This is a genomic window from Phenylobacterium sp. (assembly GCF_036563385.1).
In the GTDB taxonomy this organism is placed as follows: Bacteria; Pseudomonadota; Alphaproteobacteria; order Caulobacterales; family Caulobacteraceae; genus Phenylobacterium.
Genome location: NZ_DATCML010000015.1, coordinates 56,840 through 71,556 on the forward strand (window position 1 = coordinate 56,840; position 14,717 = coordinate 71,556).

General features: G+C 68.5%; 16 protein-coding genes. 8 read left to right on the plus strand and 8 right to left on the minus strand.

All coding sequences use genetic code 11. The annotated features are described in order from the left end of the window. Positions 1 to 10: 10 nt before the first annotated feature. Complete coding sequence (locus VIL67_RS15265; protein WP_332049768.1) at positions 11 to 1,294, minus strand: D-alanyl-D-alanine carboxypeptidase; 1,284 nt, start codon at positions 1,292 to 1,294, stop codon at positions 11 to 13. A gap of 287 nt (positions 1,295 to 1,581) precedes the next feature. Here VIL67_RS15265 and VIL67_RS15270 point away from each other — a divergent pair, with 287 nt between their 5' ends. The 4 genes from VIL67_RS15270 to VIL67_RS15285 all read left to right on the plus strand — a co-directional run bounded on the left by VIL67_RS15270 (position 1,582) and on the right by VIL67_RS15285 (position 4,487). After that, positions 1,582 to 2,016 (plus strand): phasin family protein, encoded by a 435-nt coding sequence (locus VIL67_RS15270; RefSeq protein WP_332049769.1) that lies wholly within the window; start codon positions 1,582 to 1,584, stop codon positions 2,014 to 2,016. A 106-nt stretch (positions 2,017 to 2,122) separates the two neighbouring features. Next, positions 2,123 to 2,584: a RidA family protein gene (locus tag VIL67_RS15275; RefSeq protein WP_332049770.1), complete on the plus strand. Its 462-nt coding sequence runs from the start codon at positions 2,123 to 2,125 to the stop codon at positions 2,582 to 2,584. Beyond that, the gene (locus VIL67_RS15280) at positions 2,581 to 3,327 is read left to right on the plus strand and encodes a glycerophosphodiester phosphodiesterase family protein (protein ID WP_332049771.1); all 747 of its coding nucleotides are present in this window, start codon (positions 2,581 to 2,583) and stop codon (positions 3,325 to 3,327) included. Before VIL67_RS15275 ends, VIL67_RS15280 begins: the two co-directional genes overlap by 4 nt. Further along, complete coding sequence (locus VIL67_RS15285) at positions 3,324 to 4,487, plus strand: GNAT family N-acetyltransferase (protein ID WP_332049772.1); 1,164 nt, start codon at positions 3,324 to 3,326, stop codon at positions 4,485 to 4,487. The genes VIL67_RS15280 and VIL67_RS15285 overlap by 4 nt, the downstream gene beginning before the upstream one ends. Here the strand turns inward: VIL67_RS15285 and VIL67_RS15290 are convergent. Continuing rightward, the gene (locus VIL67_RS15290) at positions 4,484 to 5,044 is read right to left on the minus strand and encodes a DUF4287 domain-containing protein (RefSeq protein ID WP_332049773.1); all 561 of its coding nucleotides are present in this window, start codon (positions 5,042 to 5,044) and stop codon (positions 4,484 to 4,486) included. The genes VIL67_RS15285 and VIL67_RS15290 overlap by 4 nt on opposite strands. Before the next feature lie 76 nt (positions 5,045 to 5,120). Here VIL67_RS15290 and VIL67_RS15295 point away from each other — a divergent pair, with 76 nt between their 5' ends. Then, positions 5,121 to 5,558 (plus strand): HIT family protein, encoded by a 438-nt coding sequence (locus tag VIL67_RS15295; protein WP_332049774.1) that lies wholly within the window; start codon positions 5,121 to 5,123, stop codon positions 5,556 to 5,558. A gap of 56 nt (positions 5,559 to 5,614) precedes the next feature. Here the strand turns inward: VIL67_RS15295 and clpA are convergent, their stop codons facing one another. From clpA to VIL67_RS15310, 3 genes are all read right to left on the minus strand, one after another. Continuing rightward, entirely contained in the window at positions 5,615 to 7,936 is a 2,322-nt protein-coding gene (gene clpA / locus VIL67_RS15300; protein ID WP_332049775.1) for an ATP-dependent Clp protease ATP-binding subunit ClpA, read from the minus strand. A 6-nt stretch (positions 7,937 to 7,942) separates the two neighbouring features. Further along, positions 7,943 to 8,272, minus strand: a complete 330-nt coding sequence (gene clpS, locus VIL67_RS15305) for an ATP-dependent Clp protease adapter ClpS (protein WP_332049776.1) — start codon at positions 8,270 to 8,272, stop codon at positions 7,943 to 7,945. Between the two features lie 147 nt (positions 8,273 to 8,419). Beyond that, positions 8,420 to 9,706, minus strand: a complete 1,287-nt coding sequence (locus tag VIL67_RS15310; RefSeq protein ID WP_332049777.1) for a DNA polymerase IV — start codon at positions 9,704 to 9,706, stop codon at positions 8,420 to 8,422. 101 nt (positions 9,707 to 9,807) lie between these two features. Between VIL67_RS15310 and VIL67_RS15315 the strand changes: the two genes are divergently transcribed. After that, positions 9,808 to 10,965 (plus strand): aminotransferase class I/II-fold pyridoxal phosphate-dependent enzyme, encoded by a 1,158-nt coding sequence (locus VIL67_RS15315; RefSeq protein ID WP_332049778.1) that lies wholly within the window; start codon positions 9,808 to 9,810, stop codon positions 10,963 to 10,965. Here VIL67_RS15315 and VIL67_RS15320 read toward each other — a convergent pair. Continuing rightward, the gene (locus VIL67_RS15320) at positions 10,962 to 11,618 is read right to left on the minus strand and encodes a hypothetical protein (protein WP_332049779.1); all 657 of its coding nucleotides are present in this window, start codon (positions 11,616 to 11,618) and stop codon (positions 10,962 to 10,964) included. The two genes, VIL67_RS15315 and VIL67_RS15320, sit on opposite strands and share 4 nt — an antisense overlap. A gap of 110 nt (positions 11,619 to 11,728) precedes the next feature. Here VIL67_RS15320 and VIL67_RS15325 point away from each other — a divergent pair, with 110 nt between their 5' ends. Beyond that, positions 11,729 to 12,094, plus strand: coding sequence for a response regulator (locus VIL67_RS15325; RefSeq protein ID WP_332049780.1), 366 nt, complete (start codon positions 11,729 to 11,731; stop codon positions 12,092 to 12,094). A gap of 4 nt (positions 12,095 to 12,098) precedes the next feature. Then, positions 12,099 to 13,463: a PleD family two-component system response regulator gene (locus tag VIL67_RS15330; RefSeq protein ID WP_332049781.1), complete on the plus strand. Its 1,365-nt coding sequence runs from the start codon at positions 12,099 to 12,101 to the stop codon at positions 13,461 to 13,463. A 245-nt stretch (positions 13,464 to 13,708) separates the two neighbouring features. On the opposite strand, the gene rpmG is transcribed toward VIL67_RS15330, so the two are convergent. After that, positions 13,709 to 13,876 carry a 50S ribosomal protein L33 gene (rpmG, locus tag VIL67_RS15335; protein WP_257818325.1) on the minus strand — a complete coding sequence of 56 codons (168 nt, stop codon included), beginning with the start codon at positions 13,874 to 13,876 and terminating at the stop codon, positions 13,709 to 13,711. A gap of 99 nt (positions 13,877 to 13,975) precedes the next feature. Next, on the minus strand, positions 13,976 to 14,692 hold the full coding sequence (locus VIL67_RS15340; RefSeq protein WP_332049782.1) for an NUDIX hydrolase: 717 nt from the start codon (positions 14,690 to 14,692) through the stop codon (positions 13,976 to 13,978). Between the last annotated feature and the right edge of the window lie 25 nt (positions 14,693 to 14,717).

The following is a 14,717-nucleotide window of genomic DNA, read 5'->3' on the forward strand; positions in this document are numbered from 1 at the left end:
TTGGTCGGCGTCAGGCGCTGGGCTCGATCACCTGGCAGGCCATGCCCTTCGCCTTGATGGCCTTGCAGGCCGTCTTGGCCTCGCGTTCCGAGAGGCCGACGAAACGCGAGCGGTAGCGGCCTGCGGCCTTGTCCGTGACAGGCTTAGCGCCGGCCACCTGCTTGCCGAAGCGCTTCTCGATCAGGTCGATCTGTTCCTTAGCGTCCGACCGGGCCTTGAAGGCGCCGACCTGCACCGCCCACTTCTCGGCAGCCTTGGCGGGGGCGCTCTTCTTCGACTTGGGTTCGACGATCTCGATCCGCGATGCGCGTGGCGCGGGCGCGGCCGAGGCCAGGACGATCTTCAGATCCTGGTCGCCCTGTTCGGTGCTGCCCTGCACCCGGCCGGTGGGCTCGGGTTCGAACAGGTTCTGGGCGATGGTGATCCGTTCGCCAAGCTCGCGCCGGCGGACCACATCAAAGCCGGTCAGCAGCAGGGACTGGGCGTTGTCGTCCCGAGCCCGCGTGGTCGGGCCGCCCATGACGACGGCGATCAGCCGGCGGTTGTCGCGCACCGCAGAGACCGCCAGGTTGAAGCCAGAGGCGTTGGTGAAGCCGGTCTTCAGACCGTCCACCCCCGGCATCCGATGCAGCAGGCCGTTGTGGTTGCGCAGCGTCTGGCCGCGGAAGGTCATCTCCCGCTGGCTGAACAGCTTGTAGTACTGCGGGTAGTCCCGCATGACGGCTCGCGACAGGATCGCGATGTCCCGCGCGGTCGACAGTTGGCGGCTGTCCGGCAGGCCCGAGGCGTTGGCGAAGTGGGTGTTGGTCATGCCCAGCTCCTTGGCCCGGAGCGTCATCAGGGCGGCGAAGCGGCTCTCGGTGCCGCCCAGCTTCTCGGCCATAGCCACGGCCACGTCGTTGGCGGACTTGATGGCCAGGGCTTGCATGGCTTCCGACACCGTGATCGTGCCGCCGGCCGGCACGCCCAGCTTGGTGGGCGACTGGGCTGCGGCGCGGGGGGAGATCACCACCGGGTCGTCCAGCCGGATCTTGCCGGCGGCCAGAGCTTCGAAGGTGAGATAGAGGGTCATCACCTTGGTGATCGACGCCGGATAACGCGGCGCGTCGGCGCGCTTGGCGTAGAGCACCTCGCCGGTCTTGGCGTCCACGACGATCGCCGCGTACTTGGTTTGCGAGGCGGTGGAGAGTTGCTGGAAGACCGGCTGAGCGTACGCGGGGGGCGCGGTCGACGCGAATGCGACGGCGGCGGCGGCGCCAAATGCAACGAACAGGCGGCGGGCGTGCTGGAACATGCTTCGTCCGTCGAATCAGAGGGTTACGGCGGCGCCCCGCCGCCAGGAATCCCGGTTAGCATGCCTTAAGGACCCTTGCTCGACAGTAAACAAGGCTTGAACGGGCGGAATTGTCGCGCCGGCCGCCGCTCGCTGGATTCAAGCGTGTTGTGCAGTGCACAAATAGCACTTGACTGCTGCACTGCAGCATGAGACAACGGTGGCGAGTTAGGGGACTTGCGCCCCGAATCCATTGCAGTGCGGCGATCTAGCCGCGACCGCCCAACCCTTGTCCAGGAGCGTCTACGATGGCCGCCGCTGAAACCGTGAAGTCCACCGTCGAGCAGTTCACCGCCGCCTCCAACGTCGCCTTCAAGGATGGCGTGGAGAAGACCCTGGCGGCGCTGAACGAAGCCAACACCCACTCGAAGCAGAACCTCGAGGCGGTCGTCGCTTCGGTCACCGCGGCGACCAAGGGCGCCGAGGCGCTGGGCGCCCAGGCCATGTCGTTCTCCAAGGCCGCTTTCGACACGCAGGTGACCGCCGCCCGTTCGCTCGCCTCCGCCAAGAGCGTGCAGGAAGTGTTCGAACTGCAGACCGCCTTCGCGAAGACCGCGCTCGAGACCTACATGGCCCAGGTTGGCCAGATGTCCGAGACCGTTTCGGCCTCGGTCAAGGACAGCATGAAGCCGCTCAACGAGCGGGTGACCGCCCTGGTCGAGCGCCTGCAGGCCGCCCGCTAAGGCAACGATCGATCCCGACCGCGTTCTTCGCGCTTCGGAACACGGAAGGCCCGGACCCCTGGTCCGGGCCTTTTCTCGTGAGGGAGGGAGCGCTAGACCATCGGCCATGTCCCAGGTCGAAGATCGCCTCGCGGCGCTCGGCATCACCCTGCCGAAGCCCAATCCGCCCGTCGCCAACTACGTCCCGTTCGTGCGGGCCGGCGACCTCCTGCACATCTCCGGCCAGGTGTCCGTGGACGCCGAAGGCGGGATCAAGGGCGTGGTCGGCGAGGACGTGGACGCCGAGACCGCCCGGCGTGCGGCGCGAATCTGCGGGATCAACCTCATCGCTCAGATGAAAGCCGCGTGCGACGGCGACCTCAACCGCGTAGCGCGGGTGGTGAAGCTGGGGGGCTTCGTGCAGGCCGGCCCGAACTTCTTCGAGATCCCTCAGGTGGTGAACGGCTGCTCAGACCTGATGGTCGAGGCCTTCGGCGACGCGGGCCGCCACGCCCGCTCGGCCGTCGGCGTGTATCGGCTGCCGATGAACTTCGCAGTCGAAGTTGACGCGGTGGTGCAACTGTCGTGAGGGACCGGTTTGGCGAGGCCTGGGACCTGCTCTTCCACCCGCCAATCGCGCACCGCGGGCTCTGGAGCCCCGACGGTCCGCCGGAGAATTCGCTAGGCGCCTTCCAGGCCGCCTGCGCGGCGGGCTACGGCATCGAACTCGACGTCCAGATCTCGCGCGACGGCGAAGCCATGGTCTTCCACGACGAGGACCTGAAGCGGATGACCGGGGCGGAAGGCCGGCTCTCCGACCGGACGGCCGCCGAACTGGCCGAGCTGCGCCTGGCCGGAACCGAGGAGGCGATCCCCACCCTGGCTGAGACCCTGGCCCTGATTGGCCGTCGGACGATGGTCCACATCGAGCTGAAGACGCCTCCCGGCCGTGTCGGGCCGCTCGAGCAGCGCGTGCACGAGATCATCGTCGACCATGCGGGCCCCCTGTGCGTGATCGGCTTCAACCCCTACAGCCACGCCTGGTTCGCTGAACGTTTCCCCGGCGTGCTCCGGGGGTTGGACAGCTATTCGTATCGCAAGGCGCCGCACCTCAGCGAGGAGCAGCGCCGGGCCTGGGCCGACCTGCAACACGTCGCGATCGCCCGACCTCACTTCCTGGCCCTGGGCCTCGACATGCTGCCCAGCGCCCGGGCCGCCGATTATCGCGAGAAGGGGCTGCCCGTGGTGGCGTGGACGGTGCGCGATCCCGCTCAGTGGGAGGCGATCAAGGACAGCTGCGACAACCTCATCTTCGAGGGCTTCCGCGCGTGAGCCTCAAGCCGGCGGTGAAAGTTTCCCGCCGCATCGCCGACATCGGACGCGAGGCGTGGGACGCCTGCGCCCGCAACCCCGCCTACGCCGGCAATCCCTTCATCGGTTTCGACTTCTTGGCGGCGGTGGAAGAGGCCCACTGCGCAGTGGAGAAGACCGGTTGGGGGCCGCACCATCTGGTGGTGGAGGATGAGGCCGGCGCCGTGGCGGCGGTGATGCCGCTTTATCTGAAGTCCCACAGCCAGGGCGAATACATCTTCGATCACGCCTGGGCCGACGCCTATGAACGCGCGGGCGGCCGCTACTATCCCAAGCTGCTCTCGGCAGCCCCTTTCACCCCGGCCACCGGGCCACGCCTGCTCGTGCGACCGGACGTGGACGTGGACGAGGGCAGGGCGCTGCTGCTTGGCGGCGCGCTGGCGCTCTGCGAGCGCTACGAGATCTCTTCGCTGCATGTGAACTTCCCCACCGAGCCCGAATGGCGGTGGATGGGCGACCAGGGACTCGCACTCAGGGAAGGGCAGCAATACCACTGGGAGAACCGCGGCTACGCCACGTTCGATGACTTCCTGGCGGCGCTCTCCTCCGGCCGTCGCAAGACCATCCGTCGCGAACGCCGCGAAGCGCAGGCGGGACTCGAAATCCATTGCCTGACCGGCGCCGAGCTCACCGAGGACCATTGGGACGCGTTCTTCGCCTTCTACATGGACACCGGTTCGCGCAAGTGGGGCCGCCCCTACCTGACCCGCAGCTTCTTCTCGCTGATCGGAGAGCGCATGGCGGACCGCATCCTGCTGGTGATGGCGCGCCGCGGCGGGCGCTGGATCGCGGGCGCCCTCAACCTGATCGGCGACGACTGCCTCTACGGCCGCAACTGGGGCTGCCTCGAGGACGTGCCGTTCCTGCACTTCGAGCTCTGCTACTATCAGGCCATCGAGTGGGCGATCGGCCGTGGCCTTGCACGCGTGGAAGCCGGCGCGCAGGGGCAGCACAAAGTCGCCCGCGGCTATCTGCCCAAGCCTGTCTACTCCGCCCATTGGATCGCCGATCCGCGCCTGCGCGCCCCTGTGGAACGCTTTCTGGAGGAGGAGCGCCAGGGCGTTGAGCAGGAGATGGAGTGGCTGGCCGAGGAATACTCGCCCTTCAAGGCCGAGAGCTAGCTGCTCTCCCAGGCTTGGCGAAGCAGATCCTCGATCCGCGCGTTCACGTCCGCCGGTGAGGTGAGCAGAAGTTGGGCCTTCAGCCGCTCCCCCCAGCTCTCGCTCCTGCCCCGCGGCGACAGGGTCCGGTCAGCGTCCGGCTCCACGGCGAAGCCGACGAGCGCATGGCCACCCTTCATCGGCCGCGCGGCGGCCATCTGCACCTTGCGAGAGAAGGCGGTGAAGCCCTTGCGCTGTCCCACCGTGACGTCCGGCAACTTCAGTGCTGCCGTTTGGAGTGACTCGAGAATCGCAGCCGAGGCGGGGTCGCTCCACAGCTTTGCGCGCAGCGGCTCCGGGTTGTCCCAACGATCGTCCGAGGGGAAGGCGACGGAGAGCACGTGGGCGGCACGGTTGACGCCCAGCCCATGCTGCTCCCGCAGCCACTGCGTCCTGGCCCGCGGCTTGTCGTGCGGGCAGGTGCGGGCGATGGCCACCCAGGCGTCCAGAGACTTGCCGGTGTCGCGCTCCAGGCTTTCCTGCACAGAGGCGAACCACCTGCGTTGACGTTCCGTCATGCCGCTTGGCTGATCACCCACGTTCCGCCTCCCGCCGCGATTTGGTACCGAGGGCGCGCAGACCTCGGAGCGCGCCATGAGCCTGGACGGGACCTACGACGACGGCAACATCTTCGCGAAGATCCTGCGGGGCGAGATGCCCTGTGCCCGGGTCTTCGAGGACGACCATGTGCTCGCCTTCATGGACGTCTTTCCGCAGGCTAGGGGCCACACGCTGGTGATCCCGAAGCGCTCGCAGGCCCGCAACCTGCTGGAGGAGGAGCCGCAGAACCTCACCGGCCTGATCCTGGGCGTCCAGCGGGTGGCCAAGGCGGTGCGGGCGGCCTTGCAACCGGAGGGCCTGGTGATCACCCAATTCAACGGCGCGCCGGCCGGTCAGACCGTCTTCCACCTGCACGTCCACATCATCCCGCGCTGGGAGGGGCAGGCCATGGGCCGTCACGCCTCGGGCGGCATGGCGGACATGGACGAGCTGAAGCGGCTGGCCGAGCAGATCGCGGCCAAGATCAGCTGACGCGAAGAAGGCCCGGGGGACGCCCGGGCCTTTCCGTATTCAGCCTGCGGGTCCGGCTACTCGGTGAACTCCGGCGTCGCGTCCTCGGCCGGGTTCTCGATCACCGGGGCCCCGCGCTCGCGCGCATCGCCCTCGATCTCGAAGCCGAGCTTGCCATCCTTGAGCACCACCCGGACGTGCCCGCCCTTGGTGAGCCGGCCGAACAGGATCTCGTCCGCCAGCGGCTTCTTGATGTTCTCCTGGATGACCCGGCCCAGCGGACGGGCGCCGTAGAGTTCGTCGAAGCCGTTCTTGGCCAGCCAGTCGGCCGCCTCGTCGTCCGTCTCGATGGTGACGTGACGGTCGGCGAGCTGGGCCTCCAGCTGCATGATGAACTTCTGCACCACCTGGCGGATGATCTCCGGGGTGAGGGCGCGGAAGTGCACCGTGGCGTCGAGGCGGTTGCGGAACTCCGGCGTGAACTGCCGCTTCAGCGCCTCTTCCACCTCGCCCTCGGCCTTGCCGCGGCCGAAACCGATGGAGTTGCGCTGGGCGTCGGCCGCCCCGGCGTTGGTCGTCATGATCAGGACGACGTTCCGGAAGTCGATCTTCTTGCCGTTGGAGTCGGTCAGCTGACCGTGGTCCATGACCTGCAGGAGGATGTTGTAGACATCCGGGTGCGCCTTCTCGATCTCGTCGAGCAGGACCACCGCGTGCGGATGCTGGTCGACGGCGTCGGTCAGCAGGCCGCCCTGGTCGAAGCCCACATAACCCGGCGGCGCCCCGATCAGGCGGCTCACCGTGTGGCGCTCCATGTACTCGGACATGTCGAACCGCAGCAATTCGATACCGAGCGTGGACGCAAGCTGGCGCGCGGTCTCGGTCTTGCCGGTGCCGGTGGGGCCGGTGAACAGGTAGCAGCCGATGGGCTTGTTGGCGTCGCGCAGGCCGGCCCGGGCCATCTTCATGGCGGCGGACAGCTGCTCGATGGCGTCGTCCTGGCCGTAGACCGCCCGCTTGAGGTCGGCCTCCAGCTGCCTCAGGGCCTCGGTGTCGGATTTGGAGACCGACTTCGGCGGGATGCGGGCGATCTTGGCCACCACGGCCTCGATCTCCTTCACGCCCAAGGTCTTCTTCCGCTTGCCTTCGGAGAGCAGCATCTGGGAGGCGCCGGCCTCGTCGATGATGTCGATCGCCTTATCGGGCAGCTTGCGGTCGGTGATGTACTTGGCCGACAGCTCCACCGCCGCCTTGATGGCGTCGTTGGTGTACCGGAGCTTGTGGAAGTCCTCGTAGTAGGTCTTCAGGCCCTTCAGGATCTTGATCGTGTCGTCGATCGTGGGCTCGTTCACGTCGATCTTCTGGAAGCGCCGGACGAGCGCCCGGTCCTTCTCGAAGTGCTGGCGGAACTCCTTGTAGGTGGTGGAGCCCATGCAGCGCAGGGTGCCCGAGGCCAGGGCCGGCTTCAGCAGGTTCGAGGCGTCCATGGCCCCGCCGCTGGTGGCGCCGGCGCCGATCACGGTGTGGATCTCGTCGATGAACAGGATCGCGTCGGGGTGGTTCTCCAGCTCCTTGACGACCTGCTTGACCCGCTCCTCGAAGTCGCCGCGGTAGCGGGTGCCGGCCAGCAGCGCGCCCATGTCGAGCGAGAAGATGGTCGAGCCCGCGAGCACGTCGGGGACCTGCTTGTTGATGATCTTGCGGGCCAGGCCCTCGGCGATGGCGGTCTTGCCGACGCCCGGGTCGCCCACCAGCAGCGGGTTGTTCTTGGTCCGGCGGCACAGCACCTGGATGGCGCGTTCCACCTCGGACATCCGCCCGATCAGCGGGTCGACCTTACCCTGCTTGGCCTTCTCGTTGAGGTTGACGCAGTAGGCCTCGAGGGCCTCGCCGCCGGTCTTGACGGTGGGCTTGTCCTCTTCCTCGGAGCCCTTCACGGGCTTGGCCTCGGAGGCGCCGGCCTTCTTGGCGATGCCGTGGGCGATGTAGTTCACCGCGTCGTACCGCGTCATGTCCTGCTCCTGCAGGAAGTAGGCGGCGTGGCTCTCGCGCTCGGAGAAGATGGCGACGAGCACGTTGGCGCCCGAGACCTCCTCGCGGCCGGAGGACTGCACGTGGATGACCGCGCGCTGGATCACGCGCTGGAAGCCGGCGGTGGGCTTGGCGTCCTCGCCGTCGTCCACGACCAGCGAGCGCAGCTCGTTGTCCACGTAATTGGTGAGGGTGGTGCGAAGCGACCCCAGGTCGACGTCGCACGCCCGCATCACGGCGGCGGCGTCCTCGTCGTCCACCAGAGAGAGCAGCAGGTGCTCGAGCGTGGCGTATTCATGCTTGCGCTGGTTGGCGTATGCGACCGCGCGATGAAGGGACTCTTCGAGCTGGCGCGAAAATGAAGGCAAGAGCCTCTAATCCTTTTCCATGGTGCACTGCAGCGGGTGCTGGTGCCGGCGTGCCGTATCAACGACCTGGGCCACTTTTGTTTCCGCCACTTCGTACGTGAAGACCCCGCAGACGCCGACACCGTGCTGGTGGACGTGCAGCATGATCCGAGTCGCGTCTTCGCGCGACTTATTGAAGTATTGCTCAAGAACATAAACGACGAACTCCATCGGGGTGTAGTCGTCGTTCAGCAGAAGCACCCGGTACATCGAGGGTTTCTGCGTCTTGGGCTTGGTCTGCGTTATCACCGCCGACCGAACGCCGGCGCCCGAGTCACCTTGCTTGCGTTCGCTCATCGAACGGATCTCCTGACGGAGCCTTCGCTCCGCCCTTGCACGATTAGATATGGAAAAGATCGCCATTTACTAGGGCCGAAATGTCACGCGGTTGACGGGCTGGTCCAAGCCGCCCCGCACGGGGCGGCGCCGGAGCTCCGGCGGGCATCAATCCTCCTTGAGCGCCGCCTTTGCACGCAAAATCCGACCGGAGGTGACGGCGTCGGCGCCGAACCGGGCGCGCAGGGCGTCGAGCGTCTTTTCGGAGGCCAGGGCGCGGCGCTCTTCGCCGGCGAAGAAGTCGCCTTCCACGGCGTCCGCCTCCACCAGCTCGGCCATGCCGACGCCCACCAGCCGGAAGGGCCGCCCGTCCACCTCGCGGGCCAGCATCTCGCGGCCGACGGCGAACAGGGTCTTGGCCGTCTGAGTCGGCACGGGGATGGTCTTGCGCCGGGTGTGGATCTTGAAGTCGGTGGTGCGCAGCTTCAGCGTGACCACGCGGCCGGCCACCCCGTCCTTGCGGGCGTGCCGCGCGACCTTCTCGCTGAGCTCCGCCAGGATGTCCTCGAGGTCCGCGAGCTTCGTCAGGTCCTCGTTGAACGTCGTCTCCGCGCTGATCCCCTTGCGCGCCTCGTGCGGGTTCACCGCCCGGCTGTCGCGCCCGTGCGCCAGTTCGTGCAGCCGAAGGCCATGAGCCCCCCAGCGGCCGGCCAGGTCCTTCGGTTCGGCGCGGGCCAGGTGGCCCACGGTGCGGAAGCCCGCCTTCTCCAGGGAGGCGACCATGGCCGGGCCGACGCCAGGCAGGATGCCCACGGGCCGGCCGTCGAGGAAGCTCTGCGCCTCGGCTGCGCCGATCACCGAGAAGCCGCGCGGCTTGTCCAAGTCGGACGCGATCTTGGCCAGGAACTTGTTGGCCGCCAGGCCGATGGACACCGTCAGCCCGGTCTCGGCCTCGATGCGGGCCTGCAGCCGCGCGAGGGTGAGGGCAGGGGCCGCGCCGTGCAGCCGCTCCGTCCCCGACAGGTCCATCCAGGCCTCGTCCAGCGACAGGTTCTGGATCAGGGGCGTGAGCTGGGCGGCGAGGCCGAGGATCCGCTGGCTCTCGGCCCGGTACTTGGAGAAGTCCGGCTTGATCACCACCGCCTGCGGACAGAGCTTCAAGGCCTTGAACATCGGCATGGCCGAGCGCACGCCCGAGATCCGGGCGATGTAGCAGCAGGTGGTCACCACGCCGCGCCGGCCGCCCCCGACGATCACCGGCTGGTCGCGCAGCTCGGGCCGGTCGCGCTTCTCCACCGAGGCGTAGAAGGCGTCGCAGTCCATGTGGGCGATGGAGAGGCGCTCCAGCTCCTCGTGAGCCACCACGCGCGGCGAGCCGCAGGCCGCACAGCGGCGCTGGGCGGCGGCGGTGGTCCAGAAGCAGTCGCGGCAGAAGGCCTTCAAGGCGGCGCCCATGACGCGACGATACCTGATTTGTTCCGCGCCCGAGAGGGGATGCGGCGACGTCGCGCGCCCGCGGGTCTGGCCGGCCGCCGCAAGGCGCTGTAGCAGGCGGCATGGCCGCCGAGATCGACCCCTTCCACGCCATCGGGATCAGCACGCTCGCCCACCGCCTGAAGGCGGAGGGGCGCTCGATCATCCACATGGAGTTCGGCCAGCCGTCCACGGGCGCGCCGAAGGCCGCCATCGAGGTGGCCCACCGGGTGCTGGACACCGAGCCCATGGGCTACTGGGAGAGCCCCGCGCTGCGGGACCGGATCGCCCGCCACTACCAGGACGCCTATGGCGTCACGATCGCGCCGGAGCGGGTGATCCTGACCTGCGGCGCCTCGCCCGCCCTGGTGCTGGCGCTGTCGTCCAGCTTCGCGCCCGGCGACCGGGTGGCCACCGCGCGCCCCGGCTATGTCGCCTACCGCAACACGCTGCGGGCCCTGCACATGGTCCCGGTGGAGATCCCCTGCGGCCCGGAGAGCCGGTTCCAGATGACGGCGGCCGCGCTGGCCGCCCTCGACCCCGCGCCGGCCGGCGTGATCCTGGCCAGCCCCGCCAACCCCACCGGAACGGTCATCGAGCCCGCCGAGCTGGCGGCGATCGCCGAGGTCTGCCGAGAGCGCGGCATCCGGATCATCTCGGACGAGATCTACCACGGGCTCAGCTACGTCGGCCCTGCGCGCTCGATGCTGGAGTTCGATCCCGACGCCGTCATCGTCAACAGCTTCTCCAAGTACTTCAGCATGGTGGCCTGGCGGCTGGGCTGGATGGTCGCGCCCGCGGCCGACCTCGCCCGCGCCCGCGCCTACGTGGGCAACCTGTTCCTCACCGCGCCGTCGCTGAGCCAGCACGCCGGCCTGGCGGCCATGGACTGCCGCGACGAGCTGGAGGGCCATGTGGAGGTCTACCGGCGCAACCGGGCGCTCTTGCTGGACGCCCTGCCGTCGCTGCACCTGGCGGAGATCGCGCCGCCGGACGGCGCCTTCTACGTCTACGCCGACGTCTCGCACCTGACCGACGACAGCCTGGAGTTCTGCAAGCAGCTGCTGCGCGACACCGGCGTCGCCACGGCCTCCGGCGTCGATTTCGACCCGGTGGACGGCCGCCGCTTCATCCGCATGAGCTTCGCGGTCTCCACCCCCGAGATCGAGGAGGCGCTGCGCCGGCTGCGGCCGTGGTTCGCAGCGCGCGCTGCCCAGGCGGGCCTGGCGGCGGCCAGCTAGGCCGAGATGGCCCGCTCGATGGCGTCGGCCAGCTCGGCCCAGTCGTCGATGCGGGGATGCTTGTCAGAGCTCGGCGCCAGCGGCCGCAGGCGCTCGTCGGCCACGTGCTGGAAGGTCGCCACCCAGGGCGCGTGCTCGGCCACCGAGTCGAGGTTCGGCAGCAGGTCGTCCACGAAGGCCGCCGGGTTCGGGGTCTGCGAGGCGATGGCCGCGGTCACCGGCCCCTTCGGTCCGGTGTTGAGGATCAGCGGGTGCGGCAGGCCGTGCCGCCTCAGCCAGTCGGCGCGCAGCGCCTCGGCGTTCGCCGGCGCGTTGGAGAGGATCAGGATCTCCGCGCGCCGCCCCAGCCGGGTCAGGGCCTCCACCGCGCCCGGCGTGGGCTCGATCTCGCCGCAGCTGGTGCGGAAGAAGTCGTCGAAGAGCTGCTTGCCCTCGTCGATGGGCAGGTGCTCGGCCGCGCCGGGCCGGTAGATGTTCTGGAACAGGGCGAAGCGGTCGACCCGGAACTCGTAGCCCCGCGCGGCCAGGAAGGCCCCGAAGCCTTGCATGAACAGGCCCAGCACCTCGTCCACGTCGACGATCACCAGCGGCCGGTCCTGGCTGAGGCCCAGGTCCGACAGGCGCGGGGCGGAAAGGGCGGCGGGGTCTGCCAAGGCTCACGTCCTGACGCGGCTAACGAAGTTTAAGGATATCCGGCCGATGAATGGGCCCAGAATGAGGACGGCCTTCGGGGTTTTCCTCTTGGAGCAGCGCCGGGTCCCGAATGGCCAAGACTGTCCTCATCGTCGAGGATAACGAGCTGAACATGAAGCTCTTTCATGATCTGCTCGAAGCCCAGGGTTACGAGACCCTCCAGACCCGCGAGGGGCTGGCGGCGCTTTCGCTCGCCCGGGAGCACCGTCCCGATCTGATTCTCATGGACATCCAGCTGCCGGAGATCTCGGGCCTCGAGGTCACCAAGTGGCTGAAGGAGGACGAGGAGCTGGCCGGGATCCCCGTGGTCGCCGTCACCGCCTTCGCCATGAAGGGCGACGAGGAGCGGATCCGCGAGGGGGGCTGCGAGGCCTATATCTCGAAGCCGATCTCGGTGTCGCACTTCCTGGACACCATCAAGCGCCTCCTGGACTAGGCCCATGTCCGCCAAGATCCTCGTCGTCGACGACATCGAGGCGAACGTCCGCCTGCTCGAGGCGAAGCTTTCGGCCGAGTACTATCGCGTCCTGACCGCCTCGGACGGGCCGACGGCGCTCGCCGTGGCCGCCGCCGAGAAGCCCGACATCATCCTGCTCGACATCATGATGCCGGGCATGGACGGGTTCCAGGTCTGTCGCCGGCTGAAGGACGATCCCGAGACCCGCCACATCCCCGTGGTGCTGGTCACCGCGCTCGATGGCCGCGCCGACCGGGTGGCCGGTCTGGAATCGGGCGCCGACGAGTTCCTGACCAAGCCGATCGACGATGTCATGCTGTTCGCCCGCGTGCGCAGCCTGACCCGGCTGAAGGCGGTGATCGACGAGTTGCGCGAGCGCGAGGCCTCGGGCCGGCGCATGGGCCTGATCGGCGGCGCCGTCACCCGCATGGGCGGGACCGGCGGCCGGATCCTGATCGTCGACGACCAGGAGCGTCACGCGCGCCGCATCTCGGTCGAGCTCTCCATCGAGCATCGGCCGGTGGTGGAGAACGACCCGGAGGCCGCCCTGCTGACGGCCCGGGGCCCCGTCGACCTGGTGATCGTCAACACGGGATCCAAGACCTTCGACGGCCTGCGCTTCTGCGCCCAGCTGCGGTCGGAAGACGCCACCCGCAACCTGCCGATCATCGCAGTGGTCGACTTCGACGAGCGCGCCCGGCTGGTGAAGGCGCTGGAGATCGGCGTCAACGACATCCTGGCCAAGCCGATCGACCCCCAGGAGCTGGCCGCCCGCGCCAAGACCCAGATCCGCCGCAAGCGCTACACCGAGCACCTGCGCGACAACCTCGACCACTCCCTGGAGCTGGCGGTCACCGACCAGCTCACCGGGCTGCACAACCGGCGCTACATGACCGGCCAGCTGGAAGCGCTGACTAAGCGCGCGGCCCACGGCGGCGCCCCGGTCTCGCTGCTGGTCCTGGACATCGACCACTTCAAGAAGATCAACGACGGGTTCGGCCACGACGTGGGCGACGAGGTGCTGAAGGAGTTCGCCGTCCGGCTGGCCTCCAACGTCCGCGCCGTGGACCTGCCGGTGCGATTCGGCGGCGAGGAGTTCGTCATCGTCATGCCGGACACCCAGCTGACCGACGCCCGCCGCATCGCCGAGCGGATCCGCCTGCATGTGGCGGGGTCGCCGTTCCGGGTGATGGGCGGCCAGGAGCTGCTGACGGTCACCATCTCCATCGGCGTGGCGGCCACCCTGCCGGGCGAAGAGAAGCCCCAGGCCCTGCTGAAGCGCGCCGACGAGGCGCTCTATGAGGCCAAGGCCACGGGCCGCAACCGCGTCATCGCCCACGCGGCCTAGGGCCGGTTCTTCAACTTCCAACCCGTCATGGCCGGGCTTCTCCCGGCCACCCTTGATCTTGAGGCTGTGGGAAAGCTGGCGGCTTCGTTCAGCCCATCTTGGCGAACGTCGTGATCATCGGTCCTGGGGACAAGCCCGGAATGACGAGCGGAGGAGGGGCGGAAGTGCGAGTGGGGAAGGGGCTAAAACGCAAAACGCCCGGCCTTGCGGCCGGGCGTCTGAGGTAAGCGCGCTGGAAGCGCAGCCTACTTGATCTTGCCTTCGCGGAACTCGACGTGCTTGCGCACGATCGGGTCGTACTTCTTCAGCACCATCTTGTCGGTCTTGGTGCGGGCGTTCTTCTTGGTCACGTAGAAGAAGCCAGTGTCCGCCGTGGAGTTCAGGCGGATCTTAATGGAGGCGGGTTTCGCCATGGGTCTCGTCCTCGGGCGGGGCCAAAGCGGATACGCACCGCCGGCGGGTGTTCTAAAGAGCGGCGGAAAATACGAATCCGCAGCCGGAAGTCAATGGCTCTACAGGTAGGTTGGCTTCATGCCGCCCGCGCGGAACCGCATGAAGGGCTTGGGACGTGACGGGTCCTCCATCCGGGCGACGGCTTCCTTCAGCATCATCCGCGTGACCGAGGGCAGGGGCAGCGCCTGGGCCTCGTCGAAATCCACCCAGGCGATCTCGTCGAGCTCGCCGCAGTCGGGCTGCCGGTCCAGGCTGACCAGGCGCTCGGCGTCGGCCAGCAGGAACCAGGTGTCGAACCGCTTGCCGACCATGGGCGGGGTGATCGCCCGGGCGATGACGTCCAGCGCCTCGAGGTCGGCCAGCGCGCCCTGTTCCACGAAGGGCCGCCAGGGGCCGGCGGACGGGCGGACCGGAGCCGGCTTGGCGAGCAGCAGGCCGGCCTCCTCCCAGGTCTCGCGCACGGCGGCGAGCGCCAGGGCCCGGCCGCGCCCGGCCGGCAGGTAGGCGTCGAACACCGCCTGCACGTCAGGCCGCAGGTCGCTGGCGTAGGGCGCGCGGTAGTCGGCGCGGTCGATGCGTCCGCCGGGGAACACCCAGCGGTCGGGCATGAAGCTGTGCCCGCCATGGCGGCGGCCCATCAGCACCCGCGGCTTGGGACCGTCGCGCCGGATGATCATGACCGTGGCGGCGTTCTTTGGACGCACCGCCCGCTGGCCGGGGATGCGGGCCGGGCCCTCGGGCTTGAAGCCGGGCGGATCGGGCGGGTCGTCGCTCATGCGAACAACTGTATGAGGCCCACCC

Bases quoted from the DNA above. Each gene is read 5' to 3' on its own strand.
- VIL67_RS15315 (WP_332049778.1), top strand. From the start codon at position 9,808: ATGGCCGCCGAGATCGACCCCTTCCACGCCATCGGGATCAGCACGCTC.
- VIL67_RS15275 (WP_332049770.1), top strand. From the start codon at position 2,123: ATGTCCCAGGTCGAAGATCGCCTCGCGGCGCTCGGCATCACCCTGCCG.
- VIL67_RS15295 (WP_332049774.1), top strand. From the start codon at position 5,121: ATGAGCCTGGACGGGACCTACGACGACGGCAACATCTTCGCGAAGATC.
- VIL67_RS15340 (WP_332049782.1), bottom strand. From the start codon at position 14,692: ATGAGCGACGACCCGCCCGATCCGCCCGGCTTCAAGCCCGAGGGCCCG.
- VIL67_RS15330 (WP_332049781.1), top strand. From the start codon at position 12,099: ATGTCCGCCAAGATCCTCGTCGTCGACGACATCGAGGCGAACGTCCGC.
- VIL67_RS15310 (WP_332049777.1), bottom strand. From the start codon at position 9,706: ATGGGCGCCGCCTTGAAGGCCTTCTGCCGCGACTGCTTCTGGACCACC.
- VIL67_RS15290 (WP_332049773.1), bottom strand. From the start codon at position 5,044: ATGACGGAACGTCAACGCAGGTGGTTCGCCTCTGTGCAGGAAAGCCTG.
- VIL67_RS15325 (WP_332049780.1), top strand. From the start codon at position 11,729: ATGGCCAAGACTGTCCTCATCGTCGAGGATAACGAGCTGAACATGAAG.
- rpmG (WP_257818325.1), bottom strand. From the start codon at position 13,876: ATGGCGAAACCCGCCTCCATTAAGATCCGCCTGAACTCCACGGCGGAC.
- VIL67_RS15265 (WP_332049768.1), bottom strand. From the start codon at position 1,294: ATGTTCCAGCACGCCCGCCGCCTGTTCGTTGCATTTGGCGCCGCCGCC.
- clpS (WP_332049776.1), bottom strand. From the start codon at position 8,272: ATGAGCGAACGCAAGCAAGGTGACTCGGGCGCCGGCGTTCGGTCGGCG.
- VIL67_RS15270 (WP_332049769.1), top strand. From the start codon at position 1,582: ATGGCCGCCGCTGAAACCGTGAAGTCCACCGTCGAGCAGTTCACCGCC.